Genomic DNA, 26,441 nt, shown 5'->3' with positions numbered 1-26,441 from the left:
GGGTGGCCGGGCGGGCGGGCCGCGGCTGCGGGACGGGGCGTACCGGCTGTGGAACACCGGGCCCGGTGAGGCGTCGGGCCCTGACGACGTGCCGTTGTCGCTGACGATGCCGGTGCAGCTGGTGGTCTCTCAGGTGAACGACAGTTGAACGACGCCTTCGTGCATCGTCGGCGATGACAGTGTGAGCAGCATGAACGGGCGTGATCTGGTGCGGTCGGTACGGGTGGTGCGGGCGGTCGGGGCGGCGCAGGGGCTGCGGTCCGTGCGGGCGGCGTGGCAGCGGCGGCGGGCGGATGCGGTGGCACTGCCCCGGAGCGGGCAGGAGCGGGCGCGGGTACCCGGGGAGGCCCGGGGTGCCGAGCCGCAACCGGGGGGCGGGCTGATCCATTTCGCGCGGTCGTCGTTGCGGGTGCGGGTGGCGACGGGCGGGGCGGTGTTCTGCGGCTGGGACGGCGCGGGGCCGGAGCCCTCGTACGCGCTGGCGGCGTGTCCTGAGGTGGATGGGCGGGCGGTGCTGGAGCCGGACACGGAGGGCGGCTGGCGGGTCGTGTCCGAGCGGGTGATGGTGGCGGTCTCCCGGCACGGTGCGGTGGAGGTGCGGACGCCGGGCGGGGCGCTGCTGCGGCGGGAGCTGCCGCCGCGGTGGTGGGACCGTACGGATGGGGTGGGCGGGGCGGACGAGGCGGGCCGGACGCGAGGAGCCAGCGAGGCTGTGGGGGCGAGCGCGGCCGGTGGGGCTGCGGCGGATGGGGTGCATGGGGCGGACAGTGCCCCTGGGGCGGACGGCGCGGCCCCCGGCGCCCCCAGCGCCCCGGAGCAGTCTGCGGGCTCGCGGTGGGTGCAGCGTTCCGAAGTGGCCGCCGATGCGCGGTTCTTCGGGCTGGGTGGCCGGGCGGGCGGGCCGCGGCTGCGGGACGGGGCGTACCGGCTGTGGAACACCGGGCCCGGTGAGGCGTCGGGCCCTGACGACGTGCCGTTGTCGCTGACGATGCCGGTGCAGCTGGTGGTCGCGGACGCGGGGACGCATCTGGTTTTTCACGACAACTCCTGGGACGGCTGGGTGACGCTGCGCGAGGGCCGGGAGGGTGCGGGTTCCGGGCACGACCGGATGGGGACCTGTGCGCTGCGGATGGACGGCGGGCCGCTGCGGTACTGGGTGCTCGCGGGCACCCCGGCCCGGGTGCTGCTGGGCTGGGCCGCGCTGACGGGCGCCGCTGCGGTGCCGCCGCGCTGGGCGCTGGGGTATCAGCACGCGCGGCAGGGGTTCGGCGGGGCGGCGGAGGTCCGGCGGGTCGTGGCGGGGTACCGGGAGCACGGTCTGCCGCTGTCCGCCGTCCATCTGGACATCGGGCATCACGACCGGCACCGGGTGTTCACCGTCGACCGGGAGCGGTATCCGGATCTGCCGGGGCTGGCGCGGGAGTTGCGCGCGCAGGGGGTGCGTCTGGTGTCGGTCGTGCATCCGGCGGTCAGGGCGCAGCCGGGTGAGCCGGTGTACGACAGCGGGCTGGCGGCAGGGGCGTTCGTGCGGGATGCGCGGGGGCGGGAGGTGCGGGGGGTGGCGTGGCCCGGTGCGTCGGTGTTCCCGGATTTCACCGACCCGGCGGCGCGCAAGTGGTGGGGCGGGCTGTACGCGGAGCGGCTGGAGCAGGGGTTCACCGGGGTGTGGCACGACATGAACGAGCCGGCGGCGTTCGCGGCGTTCGGTGAGCCGACGCTGCCGCGCTCGGCCCGGCATGTGCTGGACGGCAGGGGTGGTGATCACCGGGAGGCGCACAACGTCTATGCGCTGGAGATGGCGCGGGCCGGCTACGAGGGGCTGAGCGCGCTGCGGCCCGATGAGCGGCCCTTTCTGTTCTCCCGGTCGGGCTGGGCGGGGATGCAGCGGTACGGCGGGGCGTGGCCCGGCGACGTGGCGACGGGGTGGCCGGGGCTGCGGGCTTCGCTGGCGCTGGTGCTGGGTCTCGGGCTGTGCGGGGTGCCCTACAGCGGGCCCGATGCCGGCGGGTTCTCCGCCGTGCCGTCCCGTGAGCTGTATCTGCGCTGGTTCCAACTGGCCGCCTATCTGCCGCTGTTCCGTACGCATGCGGCGGACCGGTCGGGGCGGCGGGAGCCGTGGGAGTTCGGGCCCGAGGTGCTGACGCACGCGCGGGCGGCGCTGCGCGAGCGGGAGCGGCTGCTGCCGTACTTCGAGTCGCTGGGACATCTGGCGCGGCTCACGGGCGCCCCGTATGTGCGTCCGGTGTGGTGGCACACGCCGCGGGACCGTGCGCTGCGGGACTGCGGGGACGCGTTCCTGCTGGGACACGCGTTGCTGGTGGCGCCGGTACTGGAGCCGGGCGGCGGCGTGCGGGCGGTGCGGCTGCCGCGCGGCCGGTGGTACGACACGGCGACCGGGCAGGCGTACGAGGGCCCTGGGGAAGTGCGGGTGGACGCGCCGCTGTCGCGGATACCGGTGCTGGCGCGGGCGGGTGCGGTGCTGCCGGTGACGGGCGCGGACGGCGGGACGGAGCTGGAGGTGTGGGCGCCGACCGCGGGGCGCAACGGCGGCGGGAGCGTGGCGGCGGACGCGGGTGGTGGGCAGCCGGTTGTCGAACGGTTCGTCTCGCGGCTGGCGGGCGGGCAGGTGGTGGTGGAGCGGCAGGACGGGAGCCCCGCCGGGTACCCGGTGCGGGTGCGCGGGGCGGCGGGGTGAGAGGGGGTTTCCTTCGCGTCGTCCCGGCTGCCGGGTGACGGGGGTTCCCTTCCCGCCGTCCCGGCTGCTAGACGATGTCCATGCCAAGTCTCTTCCGGCCGGGACTCGCCGCCGTGCTGCGCGGGTTCGCCGTTGCCGTCTGTGCCGTGCTGTCCGTCTCCGCCGTGCCGTCGAGCGCGGCGGCCGGTACCGCCGTGCGTCCCGCTGGTTCTCCGCACGGGGCGCGGGGGCCGGGGGCCGATCCCCGTGCGCCCAAGGAGTTCGTCGCGCTGCGCGAGGTGGATCCGACGATCATCGAGGAGATGCGGTACTTCACGCCGCACGACTTCATGGGGGTGCGGGTGACCGGGTACCGCGCGCCGCTGTGCCTCGTCACGCGGGACACGGCGCGCGCGTTGCACCGTGCGCAGCGGTCCTTCCTGCGGCGCGGCTACTCGCTGAAGGTGTACGACTGCTACCGCCCGCAGCGCGCCGTCGACCACTTCATGGCCTGGGCCAAGGATCTCGGCGACCAGCGGATGAAGGGCGAGTTCTACCCGCGCGTCGAGAAGCCGACGCTCTTCAGGGACGGGTACATCGACGAGAAGTCGGGGCACAGCCGGGGCAGCACCATCGATCTCACGCTGGTGCCGCTGCCCGCGCTGCCGACCCAGCCGTACGTCCCGGGTGAGCCGCTGTCCCCCTGTTACGGGCCGAAGGCGGCCCGCTTCCCGGACAACTCCCTGGACATGGGCACCGGTTTCGACTGCTTCGACACCCTGGCGCACACCCTCGATCCGCGGATCAAGGGGAAGCAGCGGGCGAACCGGCTGCTGCTGAAGAAGGGCATGGAGCGGGCGGGCTTCGTCAACTATCCGTACGAATGGTGGCATTACACCCTCGCTCCGGAGACGTTCCCCGACACCTACTTCGATTTCCCGGTGTCGTGGCGGTCGCTCGGCGGCCGGTGAGCGGCGCGGCCGCCGGGGTTCCGCCGCGGGCGGCGGCGTGCCACACTCCTGACACATCGTCAGAAACTTGGGCCGAGCACCAGGAGGGCGCCGTGCCACGCCTACGCAAGCCCGTGGTGGCGGGTTGGTTCGATCAGGACGCGGCGGACTTCCGGCTGCGGGGGACGCGCTGCCGGGACTGCGGCGCGGTGTTCTTCCCGCGCGAGGACTCCTTCTGCCGCAATCCCGGCTGCGCCGGAGTCGTCCTGGACGAGGTGCCGCTCTCCCGCCACGGCACGGTGTGGTCCTGCACGGACGGCCGCTACCGCCCGCCCGCCCCCTACCCCAGCGACCCGGACACCCCCTGGGAGCCGTACACGCTGGTGGCGGTGGAGCTGGCCGCCGAGCGGATGGTGGTGCTCGGGCAGGCGGCGCCCGGGGTCACCGTGGCGGACCTCGCGGTCGGCTCCGAGGTCGAGCTGGTACCCGGCGTGCTGTACGAGGACGCCGACACGACCTGGACGACCTGGCACTGGCGGCCCGCCGCGCCGCGTCCGCGGGAGGCGTCATGACACGTGACGTGGCGGTACTGGGCGCAGGCATGCACCCGTGGGGCAAGTGGGGCCGCAGTTTCGTCGAGTACGGCACGAAGGCGGCGCGCGAGGCGCTCGCGGACGCCGGCCTGGAGTGGTCCGAGGTCCAGAGCGTGGTCGGGGCGGACACGGTACGCGGCGGCTATCCCGGTTACGTCGCGGGCGCCGCCTTCGCCAAGGCCCTTGGCTGGCAGGGCGCCAGGGTGACCAGCGTCTACGCGGCGTGCGCCTCGGGTGCGCAGGCGATCGGCACCGCGCGCTCGCAGATCCTCGCCGGGATGGCGGACGTGGCGCTTGTGGTGGGCGCCGACGCCGCGCCCAAGGGGTTCTTCGCCCCGGCGGGCGGCGAGCGGCCCGACGATCCCGACTGGCTGCGCTTCCGCGTCCTGGGGGCCACCAACCCCGCCTACTTCGGCCTGTACGCGCGCCGCAGGATGGCGCTGTACGGCGATACGACGGAGGACTTCGCGCAGGTCAAGGTGAAGAACTCGGCGGCGGGCGCGGCCAATCCGTACGCCCGCTACCGCAAACGGGTCACTGCCGAAGAGGTCGCCGCGTCGGCGGTGGTCGCCGATCCGCTGCGCCTGCTGGACATCTGCGCGACCTCGGACGGCGCCGCCGCCCTCGTCCTGACCAGCATGGAGTTCGCCCGTCGGCACGGCGCGGCGGACCCGGTGCGGATCCGCGCGGTCTCCACCGCCACGCCGCACTACCCGCGCACCGTCCTCGACCTGCCCGACATCGCCACCGACTCCGCGGCCGCCGTACCGGAACCGGCGACCGGCTTCCGGGCCTCGATCGCTCGCAACGCGTACGAGGAGGCGGGCATCGGCCCCGGTGACCTCTCGCTCGCCGAGGTCTACGACCTGTCCACCGCGCTGGAGCTGGAGTGGTACGAGGACCTGGGCCTGTGCGGCACCGGCGAGGCCGCGGGGCTGCTGCGGGAGGGCGCCACGGCGCTCGGCGGGCGGCTGCCGGTGAACCCGAGCGGCGGCCTGTCCTCCTTCGGCGAGGCGGTGCCCGCGCAGGCCATCGCACAGGTCTGCGAGCTGACCCGGCAGCTGCGCGGGCAGGCAGGAAAACGCCAAGTGCCGTGCGCACGAGTCGGCATGACGGTGAATCAGGGATTGTTCGGGCACGGCTCGGCGGTCGTCGCGGTCCGGTGAGCTGCGGCCGCAGCCGCCCTCGCGCCCGGTGGCCGGCGGCCGCCTCACGCACCGTGCAGAACCCTGCGTGAACAGTGCGTGAACCGGCCACGGGACGGGCCGGGGAAGCGGCATGCTGCTGCCGTGCCTGCCTGGACGGACCAGCTCCGATTCGCCTTCCAACCCGTCGTGAACCTCGCGACCGGCGCGGTCGCCGCGCTGGAGGTACTCGCCCGCCCCGAGTGCGGTGACGTGCTGGCATCGGCGCGCCGCTCCCCCGACATCGACGCCGAACTGGCCGGTCTCGCCGTGCAGTCGGCGGCCCGGCAGGAGACCCTGCTGCCGCTGCACGTCAACGTCTTCGCGGCGACCGTCGCCGAGCTGCCGGGGCTGACCGTGCTGCGCAAGGCCGTGCACGACGCGGGCCGGCGGCCGTGGGAGATCACCCTCGACCTCGGCGGCCCGTTCACGCACGTACCGCACCAGGCGCTGCTCGCCGGGGTCGCGGAGCTGCGCGACGAGGGGTACCGGATCTGTGCCGACGGGGTCGGCGACGGTGATCTTCCACTGCGGCTGCTCGGCGACCTCGCGCCCGACCTCGTCAAGCTCGACGCCTCGCTGTGCGCGGGCCTGACCTGCGGCGCCGGTGCGCGGGCCGTGGTGGCGGCGATGGGGCGGCTGTGCGAACAGGCCGGCGGGCTGCTCGCCATCGAAGGGGTGGAGACCGAGCGGCAGTACGCGGCGGTGCGGGACGCCGGGGTGCAGCTGGCGCAGGGAAACCTGTTCGCACCGCCCGCCCGGCGCCCGGCCGCCGACGTCTATCTGCCGCCGGCCGGCCCCACGCCCGCCACGGTCGCCGCCGCGCCCTACGGTGCGCCTTCGGGGCCGCCGGTCGCGCAGTTCCTGGAGCCCGCCGCGCTGCTGCCGATGTCCGCTTCGGCGGGCGCGGTGCGCAGCCACCTCACCGCCTTCCCCGAGGTGTCGGGCGTCCTGCTGGTGGATGCCGACGGGGTGCCGGTACGGGCGGTGGACCGGGACCGGTTCCTGCTGTCCCTGTCGGCGCGTTACGGCCATGCCCTGTACGCGGACCGTCCGGCGCTGCGGCTGGCGGACCGGCCGCGCACGGTCGGCGCGGGGGCGACGGCCTGGGAGGTGCTGGACGTGATCACCGACGGCGACCGGGTGCGTACCGGCGACGACGTGGCGGTGGTGGACGAGCGCGGCCGGTGCGTGGGCGTGGTGCATCTGGCCGACATCCTGCGGGCGTTGGCGGAGAGCCGGGTGGAGGAGGCGGCGCGGCTCAATCCGCTGACCCGGCTGCCGGGTTCCGACGCGGTCAACGGCGAGGTGGACCGGCGGATCGCCGAGGGGCGGCCGTTCGCCCTGAGCTGGGTGGACGTGGACGGCTTCAAGCAGGTCAACGACGGGGCGGGGTTCGCGGCCGGCGATGAGCTGATCCGGTCGGTGGGGCGGGTACTGGCCGAGGTCGCCGGGCGCGAAGCGGACGCCCGGGTGGGCCACATCGGCGGCGACGATTTCCTGGTGCTGGCCGAGCCCGGCGGCCTGGAGCCGTTCGCGGCCGCGCTGCTGGACGTCGCCTGGTCGGCGGGCGGTGCGCCGGTGACGCTGTCGCTGGCGACGGTGCTGTGTCCTCCTGGCGGCGTGACCGGCCACCAGCAGGCGGCGGCCGCGCTGGCGCCGCTGAAGAAGGCGGCGAAGGCGCTGCCCGGGGCCAGTTGGGTGGTGGGCAGGCCGGGCGCGGAGCGGTTCGAGACGCGGCGCGGGACACCAGCGCGGGTACCGGGCCCGGCGGGCGAGGCGGCCGCGGCCGGTCAGGAGGGCACACGGGCCGGCGTTTCGGGATCCGCGTGAGGCCCTGCGGCCGTCAGAGCCCCTGTCCGAACCCCCGGCGCCCGGCCGGGGTTCGGACACCGGCTCTCAGCTTGTTCTTCAACCTCCCGCCGGGATGTTTGATCGCTGGTGGACGGATGCGGTGAGGCGTTGCAGTGCGGCGTGGGCGGGTGGGCCCCAGGTGGGCTTGCCTCCGGGGCGGCCGTGTACTCCGGCGTCTCCGATATGGATGCCGGCGAGGGCGCGCAGCACCGCCCAGCCGCGGGCGCGGCGCAGGGTCGCGGCGTCCGGGCTCGGCCGGTAAGCGTCGCGGAAGCGGTCGATGGCGCCGTCCGGCAGCAGGATCCAGGCGGCGGCGAGGTCGCAGGCGGGGTCGCCGGCGAACAGGTCGCCGAAGTCGATCACGCCGCAGAAGGTGCCGTTCGTGGTCAGGATGTTGGCTGGGTGCAGGTCACCGTGGAGCCAGAGACGTGGGCCTGCCCACTCGGGCGCGGCGGCGGCGTCCTCCCAGACCGCACGGACGGCGTCCGGGTCGCGGATCAGCCCCAGTTCGGCGGCCGAGGCGAGCCATTGCGCGAAGGGTTCGGCGGTGTCGGCCAGCGGGCCCCCGCGGTCCCGGCCCGCGGGAGCCTCGTCGGGAGCGGGGCGGTGAAGGGCTGTCAGGAAGGCGGCCAAGGTGACGGCCGCCTCCGCGGCGCGCGTCGCGGGGGCGCGGTCGGCAGGATCGCCCGGTACCCAGGTGGTGACGAGCCAGGGCCGCGGAAACCGTTCGGAGGGCTCACCAAGACGCTGCGGGACGGGGACCGGCAGAGGAAGGTGCGGGGCGAGGAGGGGCAGCCAGGCGTGTTCCTTGCGCAGCAGCGCGTCCGCAGACTGCGTCGCCCAGGGCAACCGGACGGCGAGGTCGTCGCCGAGCCGCCACACTTGGTTGTCCCAGCCACGCGCTCCGAGCCTCACAGGGCGATCCGCCAGATCGGGGTGCTGCTCGCGCAGCAGATCCCGGATCAATTCCTTGGTGATGTCCATCTCGGTGGCTGTCATGTGGAGCAACGGTAGTTGGATGGCTGACACCCGAGCGCGTCCGTAGAGGGTTCGGAAACCTGTGCCCGGCGGCCGGCTCTCCGGCCGGTGCACCGAAACCGTCCCGTCCCGGCCCTGGTCGGCCACCGGTTCGAAGAACCGTCGCCCCACCGCCCGTCATGACGTGGGCAGCGTGCTTGCCACTGGCGAGGCGTTCGGCCGTCCCGTCCACCGCAGGGTGGGCACGAACCCCGGCGAACCGGATACACGACAAGCTCAGGGCAGTGCCGGTTCCTGCTGCCGGGAGCTGACGTCCATCGCGTGCTGGACGACGGCGATCAGCACGTCGCGTACCGACTCCTTGTGCCGGGCGTCGCAGAGCATCACCGGCACCTCGGGGTCCAGGTCCAGCGCGTCGCGCACCGCGTCCGAGGGATGGTGGTCGGCGTCGTCGAAGCAGTTGACGGCGACGGTGAAGGGCAGGCCGCGGCGCTCGAAGTAGTCGATGGCGGCGAAGGAGTCGGCGAGTCTGCGGGTGTCGGCGAGGACGACGGCGCCCAGCGCGCCGAGCGCCAGCTCGTCCCACAGGAACCAGAAGCGGTCCTGTCCCGGTGTGCCGAAGAGGTAGAGGACCAGCTCGTCGTTGACGGTGATCCGGCCGAAGTCCATCGCGACGGTGGTGGTGGTCTTGCTCTCCACACCGTCGAGGTCGTCGACCGGGCGGCCCGCTTCGGTGAGCCGCTCCTCCGTACGCAGGGGTTTGATCTCGCTGACCGCGCCGACCAGCGTCGTCTTGCCCACGCCGAAGCCGCCCGCGACAAGGATCTTGAGCGTCATCGGATCGGCGGCGGCGGACCGGCGGCGGCGCTCAGAACGCCCGAAGACCATGGGCCTCTTCTCCCGTAGTGCCGTGTGTACAGCGGACCTCACGCACGAGCGGTGAGGGCAGGTGACCGGCCTGCGGCTGCAAGGAAACCGTACAACGTGCGCTCCGTGGCGCCCACTTGAGGTGCGGCGCGGATCGCCGTCGGGCGGCCCTGTCGTCCCAAGTGCCCCGAAAGGGGCGCGATGTACGGCGAGTTGCGGGCGCCGCGGTCCGGGGTCAGCGCGGTCCGAGTACCACCGGCCGGTCCCGGTCGAGGATGTCCAGGAGGCCGACGAGGCCGGACTCCACGAAGGCGCACAGCTCGTCGCGGCCGTCGGCCTCTCCGGACGGCCAGCTGATGACCGCTTCCTCGGCGAACGCCATCCAGGCGCGGGAGGCCACGGCGCTCCGCGGGGTGTCGGGCATACCGAGCCTGCGCCGGCCCTCGCACAGCCGGCCGGCGAGGACGTCGCGGGTCTCGCCGAGGATGTCGGTGACCGCGGGATGGCTGCCGGCCGCGCCGCGGACCAGCGCGAGATGGATCTGCCGGTGTTCCAGGACGTAGTCGACGAAGCCGGTGATGAAGGCCCGCATCCAGGGGACCGGTTGGAGTGCCGGGTCGGGGTCGGTGGCGTCGGTGAAGTGGGCGCAGGCGGTGCGGACGACGGCGCGGTAGAAGTCGCGCTTGGAGTCGAAGTAGTGGAAGAGCAGGCCGCGGGAGATGCCGGCGCGGCGGGCCACTTCGTCGGTGGACAGTTCGTCCAGGGAGCGGTCGGCGAGCATCTCCAGACCGATGCCGACCAGTTGCTCGCGCCGCTGGTCGGGGGTGAGGCGGGTGACGCGCTTGCCGGACATGCCCGCAGTGTACGGCGGGCCGTGCGGGCCGGGGCGGGCGCGCCGTACCCCGGCCCGCGGCGGGTCAGTTGTAGCGGCCGAGATGCTCGACGATCGCCGGATTGACCTGGTCGGGGACCTCTTCGGGCAGCCAGTGGCTGACGCCTTCGAGCACCTCGAAGTGGTACGGCCCGTCCACCCACTCCCCCGTGGCCTCGGCGGCGGCACGGCCCAGCGCGATGTCCTCGCTGCCCCACATGTAGAGGGTGGGCACGGAGATCCGTCCGGCCGGCACCGCGAGGGTCTTGCCGGGCGCCCGGTACCAGTTGAGGGTGGCGGTCAGGGCGCCGGGCTCGGAGAGCCTGCGGATGTTGGCGTCGACCAGCGGGGCGGGCACCTTGCCGCCGTAGGCCGCGCGCAGCCAGGCGGCGCCGTCGGCGAGCAGGGTCTGTTCGGCCACGTCGCCGGGGGTGCGGAAGAGGCGGATGTACTCCTGCCGGTTGTACTGGTCGGTGCCCTTGGCCGCCTCGTGGCCGAGGGCTGCGGGGTGCGGGGTGGCCAGTACGGTCAGCGACTTCAGCCGGGCGGGGTGGGCGGCGGCCAGCGCCCAGGCGACCATGCCGCCCCAGTCGTGGGAGACGAGGTGGAAGCGGCCGGCGCCCTGGGAGTCGGCGAACGCGAGCGCGTCGGCGACGAGTTCGGGCACGGCGTAGTCGGTGACCTGTGCCGGGCGGGCGCCGGGCGAGTAGCCGCGCTGGTCGACGGCGACGGCGCGGTAGCCGGCCGCCGCCAGGGCGGGGAGTACCTCGGACCAGGAGTCGGCGAACTCCGGCCAGCCGTGCAGCAGCAGGACGAATTCACCGTCGGCGGGCCCGGCGGCCAGGGCGTCGTAGGTGTACGGGCCGACCCGGATCTCCAGGCGCTCGAAGGGGTGCGGCGACGTATCCGTGGCCATGGCGGCACTCTCCTCTTGTTGACAGCTGCTCAACAGGACCGTAACAAGGTGACGCCCGATGCTCAACGACCCCTGGCCGCAGGCCCGTCCGGCGCCTGCCGCACGGCGCGCCGCCCCGCAACGCCCGACGCCCGTGCCGCCGCTCCGGGGGTTCCGGAGGAGCGGCACGGGCGTCGGGCACGGCCGGGCGGCTCACAGGGCACGCAGGCCGTCGATCACCTCACGCAGGACCTTCTCGTCGGGCAGTTCGGCGGGCGGCACGGGACGGCTGACGTGCACCAGATCGCCGTCCAGCAGGTCACCGATGAGCACCCTGACGACCCCGACAGGCAGGTCGAGTTCGGCCGCCAGCTCGGCGACCGACAGCGGAGCCTGACGGCACAGCTCGACGATGTCGACGTGTTCGGGCGACAGGGTCTGGTCGCCGACCGAGCCGTCCGCCCGGCTCTCGGCGATCACCAGCGCGATCAGGTCGAGCCGCCCCTCGGCCGCCGTACGGGTGCGGCCGCGGGTCATCGCGTACGGGCGGACGACGGGCCCCGCCTCGTCGTCGAACCAACGGGCCGTTCCGCCACGGGGCACGGCCCGGTCGTCCTGGTCGCTCATGCGCTCACCGTCGTCACCCGCTGGTGGGCAGACCGCTCCGGGGCACCGTGCCCAGGTGCGTACCCACGCGCTTGACCAGCAGCGTCATCTCATAGGCGATCAGGCCGACATCGGACTCCGCGTCGGCCAGGACCGCCAGGCAGCTGCCGTCGCCCGCCGCGCTGACGAACAGGAACGCGTCGTCCAGCTCGACGAGGGTCTGCCGGACCCGGCCCGCGTCGAAGTGCCGTCCGACACCCTTGGCCAGGCTGTGGAAGCCGGAGGCCACGGCGGCCAGGTGCTCGCCGTCCTCGCGGGTGAGGTCCTTGGACGCGCCGGTGGCCAGTCCGTCGCTGGAGAGGATGAGTGCCTTGCGGATGCTGCCGACCCGTTCGACCAGCTCGTCGAGGAGCCAGTTCAGCTCCCCCGATGCCTGCGAGGCCGATGCGCTGGTGGCTGCTGCCTTCGGTGCGGTCATGGGCCGTCCCCTCCCGGTGTGGTTCCTGGTGCTGTGGTGCCCCCGCCGTCGCCTTCGCGTGCGGCACTGCCGTCCGCGCCGCCGTCCTGGGGGGCGTTGCCGTCCGCGCTGCCGTCACCGGCCTCGGACTCTTCGTTGTCACGGCGGCCGCGCTGCCAGCCGCGCTGGAGCGAGGCCATTCTGGCGCGCACCGCCTCGGCGTCCCGGTCGTCGTCGGCCTGCGCCGCCCGCCGTTCGTCCTCGGCCTGCTGTGCAGGGTCGGTCTTGAGCTGTGGGGCGAGGCTGGCCTGCCGCACCCGGCGGGGCAGCCCGCCCGGTGTGGTGGCCGGGGGCTGCTGCCGGGGCGGGGGCGGGCCCGCGGGCCCGCCCTGCACCGGCCCGTCCGATGTCCGCCCATCGCCGCTCTCGTCGGCCGCGCGCGGGGCGCTTTCGGGCTCGGGGTCCGGGCGCGCGGGGCCGCCCGCCCGCGCCCGGGTCTCGCCGTCCTCGACCGTTCGGCCGTGGTCGGAGACCAGCACCGGCGGGCGCGGGCGGCGGCGCGGCAGCGGGGCGGGGTCGCTGCCCGGCGTCCGGTCGCCGGCCTGCTGGTGCTGTTCGGCGGCGGCGAGCCTGGGTACCGGTGCGATGCCGGGCGAGTGCGTGGGCCCGGTGGGCGCCGACGCGCCGCGGCGGCCGCGTCCCCGTGCCCTGCCGCGGAAGAGGCCGTCCTCGTCGTCGAGCCGGTCCAGTTCGTCGGCGCCGAGCGGCGGCTCCAGTTCGACGGGCCCGTCCAGGGCGGCGGGGACGCGGCTCGCGCGCCGTCCCACCGCCTGTGACGGGCCGCCGAGCTGTCCCATGACCGGCTCCAGTGCGGGCAGTTCCGGGCCGTCCGCCGACTCCACGCGGGCCGCCTCGCGCTCCCCGCGGCCGCCCGCGGCGGACTCGGTGAGGATGGTGCCCGGGATGAAGACCACGGCGGTGGTGCCGCCGTACGGCGAGGGCTGGAGGGAGACGCGTACGGCCTGCCGCTGGGCGAGCCTGCTGACCACGAACAGGCCCAGCCGGTCGGTGTCGGACAGTTCGAACTCGGGGGTCTCGGCGAGCCGGAGGTTGGCGTCGAGCAGGAGGTCGGGAGCGATGCCGAGGCCGCGGTCGTGGATCTCCAGGGTGAAGCCGTTGGCGACCCGTTCGCCGACGACCTGGACGGCGGTGTGCGGCGGCGAGAACACCGTGGCGTTCTCCAGGAGTTCGGCGATCAGGTGGGTGAGGTCGGAGACCGCGGGCCCGTCGACCGCGAGCCGGGGCAGCCGGCGCACCTCGATCCGCTCGTAGTCCTCCACCTCGGCGACGGCCGCCCGCACCACGTCCATCAGCTGGACGGGCTTGCGCCACTGCCGGGAGGGCGCCGCTCCGGAGAGGATCACCAGGCCCTCCGCGTGCCGGCGCATGCGCGTGGTCATGTGGTCGAGGCGGAAGAGGTCGGCGAGTTCGTCGGTGTCCTCGGTGCGTCGCTCCATGGCGTCCAGGAGGGTGAGCTGGCGGTGCAGCAGCACCTGGCTGCGGCGGGCGAGGTTGACGAACACCTCGGAGACACCGCGGCGCATGTCGGCCTGCTTGACCGCGGCCTCGATGGCGGCCCGCTGGAGGGTGTTGAGGGCCTGACCGACCTGTCCCGTTTCGTCCTGGCCGAATTCCAGCCGGGGCGCCTCGGTCTCCACATCGACCTGTTCGCCGGCCGCGAGCCGCCGCATGACGCTGGGCAGCCGGACGCCGGAGACCTCGTGCGCGGCCTTGCGCAGCCGGGTGAGGTCCTTGACGTGCCGGCGGCCGATGCGGAAGGAGACGATGAGCGAGACGAGCAGGGCGACGAAGCCGAGCACGCCGGCGAGCACCGCCTTGGCCACGACGGCCAGCGCGACCGGCCTGACCCGGCCCTGGTAGCGCTCGCCTGCTTCCTCGCCCATCCGCTGGAGGTCGTCGAGCACCCTGCTCGCCCCGGTGTCCCACCGTTCGGCGTTGAGCGCGTGCGGCGCGGCGGCCGCGCCCGCGGCGACGGCGGCGTTCTCGAACCCTTCGAGTTCGCCCGCCGTGGCCGCGTGCCAGTAGTCCTCGTAGAGGCCGCGGTCGCGGGCGGGCAGGGTGGGCAGGCTGGTGCGGTACAGGACCCGGCGCTCGGCGACCTCGTCGGAGAAGGTGCGCAGGTCACTCTTGCTCATGCTGCCGGAGGCGAGGGCCGCCGACATCAGCGCGTCCTCACGGGAGAGCGACTCGCGGGCGCGGGTGAGGGTGACGAGGGCGCGGCCCTGCTTGTCCAGCTCGACGTTCTCCAGCGCGTGCAGCGCGACGATGAAGTCGTAGTGCGGGTCGACCATCGCGTTGTAGGCGGCGAACGCCTCGTCGCGCGAGACGGTGTTGTTCTCGATCTGCCCGCGCAGGGAGGGGAGTTCGGACAGCGCCCGGACGGCGGCGCGCAGGGTGGCGCCCGCGGCGCCGCCGAGATCGTCGCGTACGTCGGGGTCTTCGGCTCCGGCGCGCAGCCGGGCGATGGACTCGTCGGTGGCGCGGGTCTGCTGCCGCAGTTGCGGGAGCGCGTCCGCGTCGCGCCGGTCGGCGAGGTACATCAGACTCTGCCTGCGCTCGCGCTGGAGGTCCTGTACGACGTCTTCGGCCGGACTGCCCAGCCGGTGGATGACGTGGCCGACGGTGAGCAGCTGGTTGGCATCGCGGCCGGTGACATACGTCGCGAACGCCCACATGACCGTCAGGGACACCAGCGGCACGAGCAGCAACGCCACGATCTTCCGACGGATCGACTTCCCGCGAAAGCGCATGGCCTCCCCTAGTCAACCCCGGCTCCCGGGGGTGGTGTTCCGTCAACAAACGGCGTGAGCCTACTACTGCCGACCGGCCAACCCGAAGACTTGGCCGGAGGTCGGCCGCGGGCACCGGCGGGATCGTCACGGCTTGTCCGTCGATTCCCGGACAAGCCACCCGTGCATCGGACCACCGCAGGCCCACCACTATCCGGCCGACGGCCGGGCGGCTGGCCGGTTTTCCTCCACCCCGGGTAACACGGCGGCGCCCCCTTGGGCGACGATGGCGGCGGACCCCGGGGCGGCCGGCAGGACGAGGCGCGGCTCCGGGCGTGCGCCGGGCGCGAGCCGGGCGCGGACCCAGGGTCCTGACAGGCGCGACGGTACGGGGAGTGTGACGCGTTGAGGGAATCCGGCAACCACCCGCTGTGGCAGGAGGAACCGGCGGCCCGGCGCCGGATGGCCGATCCGGTGCGTACGGCCGCGGTGCGCGCGGTGATCATCGTGGCGCTCACCCTGATCCAGGCGATGGTGGCGTTCCTGAGTGCGCTGGCCGGTTCCTGGCTGGCGTTTCCCGCGGTGATCAGCACGGTCGCCAGCACGGTGGTCGCGACCTGGGGGGTGCTGGACGTCTGGGTGACCCGGCAGGTGTGGGTGCAGCGCTACGGCGTGCAGTCGCAGCCGAGCAGTACGGCACGGCAGTTGCGCCGCGAGCGCCGGCAGGCCCGGAAGGAGGCCCGCCGGCGGGCCCGCAGGGAGCCGGGGGACGGCCCGCCGCAGGTCGACCGCGCGGCCGCCTGACCGCTCGCCCTCTCAGGCCACCGCCTCTTCGCGCACCGCAGGCCGCACGTGGACCATGCCGTCCAGGACGGTGACGTCGTGCGTGCGCACCGGGCGGCGGGCCGGCAGGCAGCTCGGCGCCCCGGTGCGCAGGTCGAACAGGGCGGCGTGCAGCGGGCATTCGACGTAGCAGCCTTCCACGAAGCCGTCGGAGAGCGAGGCGTCCTGGTGGCTGCACAGGTCGTCGACGGCGTAGAAGCCGCCGTCCTCGGCGTGGAAGACGGCAATCGCCGGTGTGTGGTCGTCGACGGTGATCCGCAGGGACTCGCCCACGGGCAGATCTTCGATACGGCAGACGGGAATCATCTGGCCCCCCTCGCGCTGATCGGTATCATGGCGTTTTGAATAACGCATCGCAGAGCGCGATGCGCAACAGAATCCAAGCCGGGGAGCGGGCCGTCAAGAGCCTCCCGGCAGATGCCCTCAGACGTGCCCCTCAGGGGCCACCGGGTGGTGACACGAAGACCCATGTCGAACACGAGCGAAACCGCAGACGACCGGTCCGACGAGCGGCGCGGAGGGGCGGGATCCGTCCAGTCCGTGGACCGCGCGGTGAGCGTGCTGGAGATCCTCGCCCGCCTCGGCGAGGCCGGAGTGACCGAGCTGTCCGAGGAGTTGGGCGTCCACAAGTCGACGGCCTTCCGGATCCTGGGAGTGCTGGAGAACCGCGGCCTGGTGGAGCAGGAGAAGGAGCGCGGGAAGTACTTCCTGGGCGCCGGCGTACTGCGCCTGGCGGGCGCCGCGGCCATCCGGCTCGACATCTCCCAGGAGGGCCAGCCGGTGTGCCGGGCGCTCGCCGACGACACCGGGGAGACCGCCAACATCGCGGTCCTGGACGGCGATGCGGCGGTGAACATCATGCAGGCCAGGGGCGCGGCCGCGGTCACCGCGTACAACTGGCTGGGCCGGCGTACGCCGTTGCACGCCACCGCGAGCGGCAAGGTGCTGCTCGCGCATCTGCCGCGGGAGCGCAGGGAGAGCCTGGTGGCGCGCAAGCTGCCGCGGTTCACCGAGTACACGCTCACCACGGCGGCCGGTCTGCGCGAGCAGCTGACCGGTGCGTTCGATGACGGATTCGCCTGCTCCACCGAGGAGTTGGAGATCGGCCTCAACGCGGTGGCGGCGCCGGTGCGGGCGCACGACGGCGCGGTGATCGGCGCGATCGGCGTCTCGGGGCCCGCCTACCGGATGGAGCGGCCACTGCTGCCGGAGCTGGCGGAACGATCCGCCAAGGCGGCGGCCGATCTCTCCCGGCGGATGGGCTACGCGGGTTGACGGCGTGTCGGACCACGCCGGGAAAAGTCACCTCTTGACGGATCGGTGACGGACTTCCAGCATGTCTCCCATGGCGCAACATAACGCGTCATGGGCAACACCGAGGGTGGGCGGAGAGTCGCCCGCCGCTGCCCGTTCTCTTTGCAGCGCACCACTCCAACCCCTCACAGGCACCTGTGCCGACTCCACGCGCGCATCCGCCCTGCCCTGCCGCAGGCGCTGTTTAGGAGTGAGACATGCCGCACGAAGCCCGCGCCGTCATCGCCGTCAAAAAGGGCGCACCCGTCGAGGTGCTGCCGATCCTCGTGCCCGACCCCGGTCCCGGCGAAGTGCTCGTGGCCGTCCAGGCATGCGGGGTGTGCCACACCGACCTGCACTACCGCGACGGCGCGATCGGCGACGACTTCCCCTACCTGCTCGGCCACGAAGCGGCCGGCGTCATCGAGGCCGTCGGGCCCGGTGTCGCGGACCTCGCGCCCGGCGACTATGTGGTGCTCGCCTGGCGGGCGCCCTGCGGCCAGTGCCGCTCCTGCCGCCGCGGCCGCCCCTGGTACTGCTTCGACTCCCGCAACGCCACCCAGCCGATGACCCTGCTGGACGGCACCGAACTGACCCCCGCCCTGGGCATCGGGGCGTTCGCCGAGAAGACCCTGGTGGCCGCGGGGCAGGCCGTGAAGGTCGACCCGGCGGCGCGCCCCGAAGCCGCGGGCCTGATCGGCTGCGGGGTGATGGCCGGCTACGGCGCGGCCGTGCACACCGGGGGCGTCGGCAGCGGGGACACCGTCGCCGTGATCGGCTGCGGCGGGGTCGGCAACGCCGCCATCGCCGGCGCCTCACGGGCCGGCGCCCGCCGGGTGATCGCGGTCGACATCGACGGCGGGAAGCTGGACGCCGCCGAGCACTTCGGCGCCACCGACACCGTCAACTCCCGTGGCACCGACCCCGTCGAGGCGGTCCGCGCGCTCACCTCGGGGCACGGCGCGGACGTCGTGATCGACGCGGTCGGGCGGCCGGAGACCTACCGGCAGGCGTTCTACATGCGCGACCTGGCGGGCACCCTGGTCCAAGTAGGCGTCCCGGACCCGGACATGCGGGTCGAACTCCCGCTGATCGACCTCTTCGGGCGCGGCGGCGCCCTCAAGTCGTCCTGGTACGGCGACTGTCTGCCCAGCCGCGACTTCCCCGTCCTGATCGACCTGCACCTCAGCGGCAAGCTCAACCTGGAGCGGTTCGTCTCGGAGACCATCGGCCTCGCGGACCTCGAATCGGCCTTCGCCAAGATGCGCCGCGGCGAAGTGCTCCGCTCGGTCGTCGTCCTGTGAGACCTGCGGGCCGGGCGGCACCCACGGCGCGCACGTCCGTGGTGGCGGCCCGGCCTGGTCAGCGTCCGGCGTCCCCCCGGCCCGGGTCGGCGGCCGACGGATCCGGCTGCTCCTGCGGCTCTTCCGGGCGGCGGTACATCCGGGTCGCGGTGATCTGGCCGTGCACCGCCTCCTCGGCCGGATCCTGCTGCGGCAGGCCGGGCCGCAGGTGCTCCTCGACGCTGATGTACTTCAGGCCCGCCCGCAGGTCGGCGTCGTTGCGCAGCCGGATGACCAGCGGGAACTCGGCGAGCGCGGTGGTGTCGAAGAGGCCGGTGGTGTAGAGCAGCTGGACGCCGAGCGCGTCCGCGACGGCCCGCTGGAGCTCCAGCAGGTACGTGGCGTTGGCGCGGCCGATGGGGTTGTCGAGGAACAGGGTGCCGGCGTGCCGCTGCTTGTCGCGGCCCCGGTCGTTGCTGCGCAGCGCGGCCATCGTGCAGTACAGGGCGATGGCCGCGGTCAGCAGCTGCCCGCCGGAGAAGACGTCGCCCATCTGCCCGACCGGCACCCGCTCGGCGCGCAGCACCGCGTCCGGCTTGAGGATCTCCACTGCCACGCCGCGCGGCTGGAGCGCCGCGCCGACCCCGCGCAGCAGCAGGGACATGCCGTCCCTGCGCAGGTCACTGTTCTTCTTCACGGCCGCGCGGGTGGCCTCGTCGATGACCTCGCCGAGACGCTCGGTGAGCGTGGCCTGGTCCGGATCCTCGAAGCGGATCCGGAGGAACTCCTGGCCCGACCACTCGCCGAGGCCCTCGGGGAGCCGGGAGAGCCGCTGGGCGGAGCGCAGCGTCGTCAGCGAGGACTCCACCAGACCGCGCAGCCGGTCGACGATGCTGTCGCGGTTGCGCTCCAGCTGCTCCAGCTCGTCGGTGAGCACCCGCAGCCGGGGCGCGAACGCCTCCGCCCACTTGGCCGCGTGGTCGGGCAGCGCGGCCGCCGGCAGCTCGCGGATCTGCTGGCGCGCGGGGGTGCGGACCTGTTCGTAGCGGGTGGAGTTGGCGTGCCGTACGAGGATGTCGCTCGCCTCGCGGACCGCGGCGTCGGCGGACGAGAGGTCGGCGGCGCAGCCGCGCAGCGAGCGGCGGGACTCGGCGGCGGCGCGGCGGCCCTCCTCCAGCCGTCCGGCGTACGGCTCGGGTCGCTCGGCCGCCGGGTCGTCCGCGGCCTGCTGATCACGCAGCAGGTCGCGCAGCAGCGCCGCGGTCTCCTCGAAGCCGCCGGCCGCGTCCTCGGCGGCGCGGTGGCCGTGCAGCAGTTCGTCGTGCCGGGCGCGGGCGGCCTCCAACGCCTCGGTGGCGGTGGCCAGTTCGCCGCCCGCCGTGCGCAGCAGCTCCTTGGCGCGCTCCGCGTCGGCGGGGACCATGCCGTCGGGGAGTTCGGTGTGCGCCTCGCCGTCGGCGGGCGCCAGCCGCTCGGCCTCGCCGCGCAGCCTGCCCAGTTGCTCGCTGGCCGCGGACGCCCGGGTCTCCAGCATCTGGACGAGGGACTCGGCGCGGGCCGCGGCGGCCTGCCGGGACGGCCCGTCGGCCGCGTCCGGACTCTCCAGGAGCGTCTCGGCGCGGGTGCGGACCTTGTTGGTGAGGCGGTTCAGCTCGGCGAGTGCGGCGCTCTCGTCGCCCTCGGCGCGGGCCTGTTCGGCGCGCAGGTCGGCGCCGACCCCCACCTTTTCGTAGAGCTGGGACGCGGCGCGGTACGCCTCGCGCAGCGCCGGGAGCGACGCGCTCGCGCCCTCGGGTGCCTCGCCGAGATCGTCCGGCACTCCGGCGATCTCGGCGCGCTCGGAGCGCAGCGCGCGGGCGGTGCGGCGGGCGTCGTCGGCGGCGCGCTGGGCGGCCCTGCGGTCCTCGTCGGCGGCACGGGCGCGGTCCACGCACTCCTCGGCGCGGCCCTCGAACTCGGCCGCTTCGTCGGCGAGTTCGCGGAGCCTGGACTGCCATCCGGCGCGTTCGCGCAGCCGGTGGGCGAGGCCGGCCAGGATGTCGGCGGCACGGCGGGCGCGCTGCGCGGTCTCCTGGCGTGCGTCGCGGACCCGGACGGCCTCGGCTGCGGCCTCGTCGGCCACGGTGCGCGCGGCACGGGCCTCGGCCAGCTCGGCGGCCGCCTCGCCGGCCGCGGTACGGGTCCGTTCGGCGGCGGCGGCCAGTTCGGCGAGGTGGCCGGCCGGGCAGCCGCTGCGCCAGGAGCCGAGCCGGGCGGCCAGCGCGCGGTCCCCGGCCAGCCGCGCGGCGAGCGCGCGGATCTCGTCGTCCCGCTCGACGGCGCGGGCGCGCAGGGCCTGGCGTTCCTCGTCGGCCGCGGATTCGTCGTGCATCGCCGGGTTCGGCGGGACCAGGAAGACGCCGGTGTCCTGGCCGTCCGGTGCGGGGGTGGGGGCGAGCAGCGCCGCCGAGGTGCCGACGGCGACGGCGGAGCGGGGCAGCAGCGCGGCCTGGGCGAGGATCTCGCGGGCCCGTGCGTGGGTGGCGGGGTCGGTGATGATGACGCCGTCGACCAGTTCGGGGCGGGCGGCGAGCACCCTGGCGTGGTCGGCGGGGTCGACGGACTGGGCGAGGTAGCGCCAGCCGGGCAGCGCGGGGACGCCGTGCTCGCCGAGGTATTCCACGGCCGCCAGGACGTCGGGCCCCGGGGGCAGCAGGCCGCCGTCGCCGAGCGCGCCCAGGATCCGGGAGTCGTCGGCGGCCGCGGTGCGCAGGTCGAACAGCTGCCGCTCGGCGGCGCCGACGCCCCCTTCGAGGAGTTCGTGCAGCGCGTCGGCGTTGCGGTCCAGCTCCTCGGCGGTCAGCGGTCCGGTTCCGGCCTCCGAAGCGGGGGCGGACGCCGTACGGGCCGGGCCGCCGTCGTCGGCCGCCGGGGTGCGCGGGCCCGGTACACCCGCGCGGGCCTGCGGCAGGCCGAGGAGTTCGGCGAGGCGCGGTGCGGCGCCGATCGCCTCGGCGGCGGCCCGCTCGGCGTCGTGGGCACGGCCGGCGGCCTGGGCCGCGTCATCGGCGCGGGCGGCGGCGAGTTCGGCCGCGGCGTGCCGGGCGGCGGCCTCGCGGGCCCGGTCGGTGTTCTGCCGGGCCGTCTCGCGGGCGGTGTCCCAGGCGGCGACCGCGCTCTTCTCGGCGTCGGACGCGGCGAGCGCGGCACGGGCCGGGTCGGCGTCCGGCGCGCTGTCGTCCAGCCAGCCGGCCTGCACCGCCTCTGCGGTCTCCTGGGCGACCTCGGCGAGCCGCTGCTTGAGGTGGTCGGCCTCGCTGCGGGCGCGCTGGGCGTGGGTGGCGGCGGCGGTGGCGTCGCGGTGCGCGGCCTCGCCGGCCTCCTGGAGTGCGGCGGAGCGCTCCTCCTCTTCGTTGGCGAGCTGTTCGCCTGCTTCGGCCGCGGGGGGCAGCGCGCGGACGAGGTCGGCGGCGGCGGTGGCGCGGGCGGCCAGGGCCGGCGCGGCGTCCCGCTCGGCCTCGCGGATGGCGACGGCGACGCGGGCGGAGCGGTCGGCGGCCGCGCGGTGGCGCAGCGCGGTCTCGGCGGCCTGCCAGGCGCTGTGGAGGGTGCGGGCGTCGTTCAGTTCGCGGCGCTGGGCCGCCGCGCCCTTCTCGGCGGCCGCGAGCGCCAGCGAGGCGTGGCGGTAGGCGATTTCGGCGGAGACCAGGGAGCGGCGCTCGCGGGTGCGTTCGGCTTCGGTGACGCGGTGGGCGGCGGTGGCGACCTGCTCGGCCAGTTCGGCGGCGCGGCCGCGCTCCTCGGTGCCGCGGGCGTGCAGCTGCTGGGCGAGGGTACGGGTGCGCCGCTCGGCCCCGGCGTGCACCTGGCGGGCGTGCTCGCGCAGTTCGGCGGCTTCCGCGATCCTGGAGAGGAGGTCGAGGGAGCCCGCGGTGAACTCCCGCTCGGCGGTGAGCTCGGCGCGCCTGCCGAGCTTGTGCGCGAAGCCGTGGACGAGGTCGGCGAGGCCGTCGGTGTCCCGGGTGTCGGTGACGGCGCGCAGCAGCAGGTCGGTGAAGTCGGAGTCGTTCTTGACCGCGAAGAGTCCCGCGGCCTCGCCCTCGTCGGCGTTCATCTCCCGCTGGTAGCGGAAGAGTTCGGGGTCCAGGCCGAGGTCGCCGAGGTGTTCGTTCCAGCGTTCATGCACCTCTTCCCAGACGACGTCGAGGTTGGGGTAGTTCTTGCCGGCCTCGGTCAGGACGTCGCGGAAGCCCTTCATCGTGCGGCGGCGGCCCTGGGCGCCCGATGAGCCCTCGCCGTTCGCCTGCCGGGGCCGGACGACGGTGGCCTCGGCGACGGGCAGGGAGTCCAGGCTCATGCCGGGCCCCGGGCGGAAGCTGTACCAGGCTTCGGCGAACTTGCGCGGGTCGTTGGAGACCTGCCGGCCGCGCCACTCGCTGGCCTTGCCGACCACGACGCTCTCGCCGGTGAGGGTGTGCTGCCATTCCAGGGCGACGTGTCCGCAGTCGTCGGCGAGCAGGAATTTGCGCAGTACGCCGGAGCTGGCGCCGCCGAGGGTGTTGCGGTGGCCCGGCAGCATGACCGAGAAGATCAGCTTGAGCAGGACGGACTTGCCGCCGCCGTTCTCCAGGAAGAGGACGCCTGCCGGGGCCGGGCGGCGCGGCGGGCCGACCGGTTCGTCCTCGAAGAAGTCCGCCTGCGCCGGGGCTGGTTGCGGCACGGGCGCGCCGACGCCGCGCAGGTCGAGCACGGTGTCGGCGTAGCGCGCGCCGGCGGGTCCGATGGAGTAGAGGCGGACCCTGGACAGCTCGTACATGGCGGACTCTCGTTGTCGTGAGCGGGCGGGAAATCGGGCGGATGGTGACGGGCGGCGCCGGTCAGGGCGCGTGGAAGGGCAGTCCGGCGTCGGCCACCAGGTCGAGTGCGTCGGTGTCTTCGCCGGGCAGCAGGGAGGCGCTGCCGTCGGCCACGGGGACGACACCCAGCTCCAGGAGTTCGGTCATGGCGGCGCCGCCCGCCATGTCGCGGACCTGGAGTTGGTAGCGGGCGGTGGTGCGGTAGGCGCCGCCGGCGTCGTCGCCGGTGCGCTGGAGGAAGCCGGAGTCGACGAGGAACGCGACGGCCTTGGCGATGATGCCGGTGGTGGAACCCGCCAGCCGGCGGGCGTCCTTGGTGGCGCCGGTGGCGCTGCGCCGCGCGTAGATCCGCCAGGCGGCTTCGAGTCCTGGGGCATCGCTCGCCGGGTCGCTGTTCTCGCCGTCCTGCGCGGCGCGTTCCTCCAGGCGGCGGCATGCCTGGCGGACGAAGGCGTCGACGCCGTTGACGGTGATCCGGCCGATGTAGCCGTCGTCGGCGAGGTCTTCGGGGCGTGGGAAGGCGAGGGCGGCGACGGCGAGGTGGGCCAGGCCGTGCAGGAAGCGGTCGGCGGAGTCGGACGAGGCGCGGCGGGCGTAGTCGCCCATGCGGACGGCGAAGACGGAGTCCTCGGCAGCGGCGACGGCCATGCCGGCGCGGGTGGAGACCTCCAGGACGATCAGTCCGAGGCCGGCCGCGACGGCGTCGGCGAGCCGGGCGAAGGCGGGCTCGTCGCGGTGCCTGCGCAGCAGTTCGGCGTATCCGGCGTCCCGGGCAGGCACCAGTTTGGGCTGGAGGCCGAAGGCGACCAGTCGCGCGGCGTCCGCGGCGTCGGCCGGGGTGACGGGGGCGGGCGCGACCGCTTCGGTACCGGCGGCGGGCACGCTCCGGCCCGCCGCGCCGGCCGCGGACCCCAGGTCCTGCTGCGGCACCTCGTCGGCGTCGTACTGGGTCACGGCACAAGCTCCTTGCGGGGGACGGTCTCGGGGTACTTCTCCTGCGGCGTGAGGGCGCGCGGGCCGGTCCTGCGCCGCCGGGCGGGCGGGCCCTGCGGCCTGTCGTACGCGCCGGGCATCAGGCCACCTCCGAGCGGTCGGCCGCCATACCGGCCGCGTCCAGCAGGGCCGTGCCGACGATGAGGTCGGCGCCGCCGAACTCGGGGTCGGTCAGCTCCGTGCCGTCGTCGACGGCGAACAGCAGCTGCTGCTCGCCCTGGCGGTAGGCCGTACCGACCGGAGGGCTGGCGGCGTGCACGGCCAACAGGGCGACGAGGTAGGGGAGTTCGGGGTCGCTGCGGCGGGCGTCGGCGAGCAGTCCGGACAGGCGGCGCGGGGCGTCGGCCGGCAGGTCGAGCAGCGCCATGGCGGCGTCGAGCTGTTCCTCGCTGAAGCGGCTGTCGTCGGGCGTGGCCACCAGGTCGGGCTCGGGCATCTCGGCGCCGAGGTGCTCGCGCTCCAGGGGCGGGGTGAGCAGGACATCGACGAGGTCGCCGACGCGGACGGCCGTGGGGGTGCGCAGGCCCGTGCCGCGGGCGAAGAAGGCGTCGGTGACGCGGATGGCCTGCTCGACGGGGAGCGGCAGCAGCGGGGCGACCAGCTGGCCGTAGAGGTCGAGTCCGGAGCGGGCGGCGGGGGTGGCGAACGCCTGCCGGTCCTGTTCGGCGCGGAAGAGCGGGCCGGCCTCCAGGAGGCGGGACTGGAGCTGGGTGTGGCGGCGGATGCAGTCCTTGACGATGTCGACCAGTTCGGCGGCGCGGCGCTTGTGCTCGCCCCTCTTGTCGTCGGCGGCCTCGGTTTCGTCGCGGGCCTTGCGGATGTTGGTGAGGATGGCGTTTTCGTGGCGGTAGCGGTCGGCGACGTGGTCGAGGGCTTCGGCGATCATGTCGGGGACGGTCTGCAGCCAGTCGACGGCGCGGACGTTGCGCCGGGTGGCGTCGAGGGTCCTGCGCAGCGTCTCGGCGTACTGCACCGTGCGGTAGCGGGCCTGTTCGGCGGCGAGCTGGGCGTCGGCCAGGCGGCCGCGGTCGACCAGCACCTCCAGCTTGACCTCGGCGGCGATCTGGGCGCTGGTGACGTCGGTGTCGAGGGCACCGACCAGGACGTTGACGGCCTCGTCCGTGGCGCGCAGGAAGACGCTGCCGCCGGCGCCCGGCACCTCTTCGATGAGCTTGAAGTCGTAGTCGCGGCGTACGTACTCGCCCTCGGTGCTGAAGGTGCCGTAGACGGCGCGGAAGCCGCGGTCCACGCTGCCGACGTTGACGAGGTTCTCCAGCACCCAGCGGGCGACCCGCTCGTGCTCGCCCGAGGGGCGGTGCGGGGCCTGCGCGGCGATCCGGGGCAGCACCCTGGCCACTATCTCGTCGTGGTCGGCTCCGGTGTCGAAGTCCATGTGGAGGGTGACGAGGTCGATGACGGCGAGCGCCACCTCTGCCATGGCGTAGCCGCCGTACTCGCCCGCGAGATTGGCCTTGCGCACGTCGAGGTCGTGCAGCGGCGCGGTGCACGCGAGGGCGCGCAGCCTGCGGGCCAGGCCCTCGTCGGCGGCCGGTCCCGGTGCGGGCCGGTGCGGCCCGGCTGGCTGGGGCGCGGCGGCCCTCGGGGCAGGAAAAGTCACGTCGCACAGAGTAAGCGCTCGCACTGACAACGGACGAAACGGCTCGGATCAGGCCCTGCCTGACCTGCTCTTGTGCCGGTCGTCAGTCTACGGCGTGCCGCCCACCGTCCGTGACGGCGGGCCCGCCGCCCCCGGCGTCGTCAATGAGTCGCCCCGCCCGCAATGCGCAGATCCTCCCGGGTGCCGGCCGCGGCCACCGCGATCTCCCGCAGCGCCTGCGCGACGGAGGTGACCGGAAGCGAAGGCTGGGCGCGGCCGACGACCTGCTCCGGTGCGTACGGGACGTGCACGAAGCCGCCGCGTACGCCGGGGAGTTCGGTGGCGATGAGGTGGGCGAGCGCGTAGAAGACGTGGTTGCAGACGAAGGTGCCCGCGGTGTTGGAGACGGACGCGGGCAGCCCCGCGGCACGGACGGCCGCCACGCACGCCTTGACCGGCAGGGTGGAGAAGTACGCGGCGGGGCCGCCGGGCACGATCGCCTCGTCGATCGGTTCGGCGCCCGCGCCGTCGGGGATGCGGGCGTCGTCGACGTTGACGGCGACGCGTTCGACGGTGATGTCGGGCCGGCCGCCCGCCTGGCCGACGCAGATCACGAGGTCGGGCCCGCACTCCTGGACGGCGGCGCGCAGGGCGGTGCGCGATTCTCCGTAGACGCAGGGCAGTTCGGCGGTGAACAGCTCAAGACCTGCGGGCGGTTCGGCGGCCGCGGCGCGTACCGCCTGCCAGGAGGGGTTGGTGGATTCTCCGTCGAACGGTTCGAATCCGGTCAGCAGTACCCGGGTCATACGGTCATCCTCGACGGTGGTGGGGCGGCGGGCCGTCCGCTGCGGCAACGGG

21 protein-coding genes and 1 pseudogene are annotated in these 26,441 nt (G+C 74.4%); 9 read left to right on the top strand and 13 right to left on the bottom strand.

Going from position 1 to position 26,441, the window contains the following annotated elements:
- The first annotated feature begins 190 nt into the window (after positions 1-190).
- The 5 genes from LIU39_RS25185 (at position 191) to LIU39_RS25165 (ending at position 7,234) form a co-directional block, all read left to right on the top strand.
- Positions 191-2,695, top strand: a complete 2,505-nt coding sequence (locus LIU39_RS25185; RefSeq protein ID WP_227049164.1) for a glycoside hydrolase family 31 protein — start codon at positions 191-193, stop codon at positions 2,693-2,695.
- A gap of 80 nt (positions 2,696-2,775) precedes the next feature.
- Positions 2,776-3,645 (top strand): M15 family metallopeptidase, encoded by an 870-nt coding sequence (locus tag LIU39_RS25180; RefSeq protein WP_227049163.1) that lies wholly within the window; start codon positions 2,776-2,778, stop codon positions 3,643-3,645.
- Between the two features lie 92 nt (positions 3,646-3,737).
- Complete coding sequence (locus LIU39_RS25175; protein ID WP_227049162.1) at positions 3,738-4,196, top strand: Zn-ribbon domain-containing OB-fold protein; 459 nt, start codon at positions 3,738-3,740, stop codon at positions 4,194-4,196.
- Positions 4,193-5,383 carry a lipid-transfer protein gene (locus tag LIU39_RS25170; protein WP_227049161.1) on the top strand — a complete coding sequence of 397 codons (1,191 nt, stop codon included), beginning with the start codon at positions 4,193-4,195 and terminating at the stop codon, positions 5,381-5,383. Before LIU39_RS25175 ends, LIU39_RS25170 begins: the two co-directional genes overlap by 4 nt.
- Positions 5,384-5,506: 123 nt before the next feature.
- A complete protein-coding gene (locus LIU39_RS25165) occupies positions 5,507-7,234 on the top strand; it encodes a bifunctional diguanylate cyclase/phosphodiesterase (protein ID WP_227049160.1) in 1,728 nt (575 codons plus the stop codon).
- Between the two features lie 78 nt (positions 7,235-7,312).
- Here LIU39_RS25165 and LIU39_RS25160 read toward each other — a convergent pair whose 3' ends face one another.
- Positions 7,313-8,254, bottom strand: a complete 942-nt coding sequence (locus LIU39_RS25160) for an aminoglycoside phosphotransferase family protein (protein WP_227049159.1) — start codon at positions 8,252-8,254, stop codon at positions 7,313-7,315.
- Between the two features lie 23 nt (positions 8,255-8,277).
- On the opposite strand from LIU39_RS25160, the pseudogene LIU39_RS35335 reads away from it, so the two are divergent.
- Positions 8,278-8,447: pseudogene (locus LIU39_RS35335) on the top strand (NF041680 family putative transposase); the annotation flags it as partial.
- A gap of 62 nt (positions 8,448-8,509) precedes the next feature.
- Here LIU39_RS35335 and LIU39_RS25155 read toward each other — a convergent pair.
- The 6 genes from LIU39_RS25155 to LIU39_RS25130 form a co-directional block, all read right to left on the bottom strand.
- Positions 8,510-9,121: a GTP-binding protein gene (locus LIU39_RS25155; protein WP_227049158.1), complete on the bottom strand. Its 612-nt coding sequence runs from the start codon at positions 9,119-9,121 to the stop codon at positions 8,510-8,512.
- Positions 9,122-9,335: 214 nt separating this feature from the next.
- Positions 9,336-9,953 carry a TetR/AcrR family transcriptional regulator gene (locus LIU39_RS25150; protein WP_227049157.1) on the bottom strand — a complete coding sequence of 206 codons (618 nt, stop codon included), beginning with the start codon at positions 9,951-9,953 and terminating at the stop codon, positions 9,336-9,338.
- Between the two features lie 64 nt (positions 9,954-10,017).
- A complete protein-coding gene (locus tag LIU39_RS25145; RefSeq protein WP_227049156.1) occupies positions 10,018-10,887 on the bottom strand; it encodes an alpha/beta fold hydrolase in 870 nt (289 codons plus the stop codon).
- A 192-nt stretch (positions 10,888-11,079) separates the two neighbouring features.
- Positions 11,080-11,493, bottom strand: a complete 414-nt coding sequence (locus tag LIU39_RS25140) for a DUF742 domain-containing protein (RefSeq protein ID WP_227049155.1) — start codon at positions 11,491-11,493, stop codon at positions 11,080-11,082.
- 13 nt (positions 11,494-11,506) lie between these two features.
- A complete protein-coding gene (locus LIU39_RS25135) occupies positions 11,507-11,950 on the bottom strand; it encodes a roadblock/LC7 domain-containing protein (protein WP_227049154.1) in 444 nt (147 codons plus the stop codon).
- Entirely contained in the window at positions 11,947-14,760 is a 2,814-nt protein-coding gene (locus LIU39_RS25130) for a nitrate- and nitrite sensing domain-containing protein (protein ID WP_227049153.1), read from the bottom strand. Before LIU39_RS25130 ends, LIU39_RS25135 begins: the two co-directional genes overlap by 4 nt.
- Before the next feature lie 441 nt (positions 14,761-15,201).
- Between LIU39_RS25130 and LIU39_RS25125 the strand changes: the two genes are divergently transcribed.
- A complete protein-coding gene (locus LIU39_RS25125) occupies positions 15,202-15,543 on the top strand; it encodes a hypothetical protein (RefSeq protein WP_227049167.1) in 342 nt (113 codons plus the stop codon).
- A 12-nt stretch (positions 15,544-15,555) separates the two neighbouring features.
- On the opposite strand, the gene LIU39_RS25120 is transcribed toward LIU39_RS25125, so the two are convergent.
- On the bottom strand, positions 15,556-15,888 hold the full coding sequence (locus LIU39_RS25120) for a bifunctional 3-phenylpropionate/cinnamic acid dioxygenase ferredoxin subunit (protein ID WP_227049152.1): 333 nt from the start codon (positions 15,886-15,888) through the stop codon (positions 15,556-15,558).
- 162 nt (positions 15,889-16,050) lie between these two features.
- Between LIU39_RS25120 and LIU39_RS25115 the strand changes: the two genes are divergently transcribed.
- Both LIU39_RS25115 and LIU39_RS25110 read left to right on the top strand, forming a co-directional pair.
- Positions 16,051-16,857, top strand: a complete 807-nt coding sequence (locus LIU39_RS25115; RefSeq protein WP_227049151.1) for an IclR family transcriptional regulator — start codon at positions 16,051-16,053, stop codon at positions 16,855-16,857.
- 236 nt (positions 16,858-17,093) lie between these two features.
- A complete protein-coding gene (locus LIU39_RS25110; RefSeq protein ID WP_227049150.1) occupies positions 17,094-18,179 on the top strand; it encodes an S-(hydroxymethyl)mycothiol dehydrogenase in 1,086 nt (361 codons plus the stop codon).
- A 58-nt stretch (positions 18,180-18,237) separates the two neighbouring features.
- Here LIU39_RS25110 and LIU39_RS25105 read toward each other — a convergent pair whose 3' ends face one another.
- The 5 genes from LIU39_RS25105 to pcp form a co-directional block, all read right to left on the bottom strand.
- Entirely contained in the window at positions 18,238-22,953 is a 4,716-nt protein-coding gene (locus tag LIU39_RS25105; RefSeq protein WP_227049149.1) for a coiled-coil domain-containing protein, read from the bottom strand.
- Positions 22,954-23,014: 61 nt separating this feature from the next.
- On the bottom strand, positions 23,015-23,908 hold the full coding sequence (locus LIU39_RS25100) for a hypothetical protein (protein WP_264483222.1): 894 nt from the start codon (positions 23,906-23,908) through the stop codon (positions 23,015-23,017).
- A 35-nt stretch (positions 23,909-23,943) separates the two neighbouring features.
- The gene (locus LIU39_RS35035; protein WP_264483215.1) at positions 23,944-24,066 is read right to left on the bottom strand and encodes a hypothetical protein; all 123 of its coding nucleotides are present in this window, start codon (positions 24,064-24,066) and stop codon (positions 23,944-23,946) included.
- The gene (locus LIU39_RS25095) at positions 24,066-25,604 is read right to left on the bottom strand and encodes a hypothetical protein (RefSeq protein WP_227049148.1); all 1,539 of its coding nucleotides are present in this window, start codon (positions 25,602-25,604) and stop codon (positions 24,066-24,068) included. Before LIU39_RS25095 ends, LIU39_RS35035 begins: the two co-directional genes overlap by 1 nt.
- Before the next feature lie 140 nt (positions 25,605-25,744).
- On the bottom strand, positions 25,745-26,389 hold the full coding sequence (gene pcp, locus LIU39_RS25090) for a pyroglutamyl-peptidase I (protein ID WP_227049147.1): 645 nt from the start codon (positions 26,387-26,389) through the stop codon (positions 25,745-25,747).
- Positions 26,390-26,441 lie beyond the last annotated feature (52 nt).

This window comes from Streptomyces pinistramenti, from assembly GCF_020564935.1.
Taxonomy (GTDB): Bacteria; Actinomycetota; Actinomycetes; order Streptomycetales; family Streptomycetaceae; genus Streptomyces; species Streptomyces pinistramenti.
This window is presented reverse-complemented; position numbering and strand designations above follow the sequence as displayed.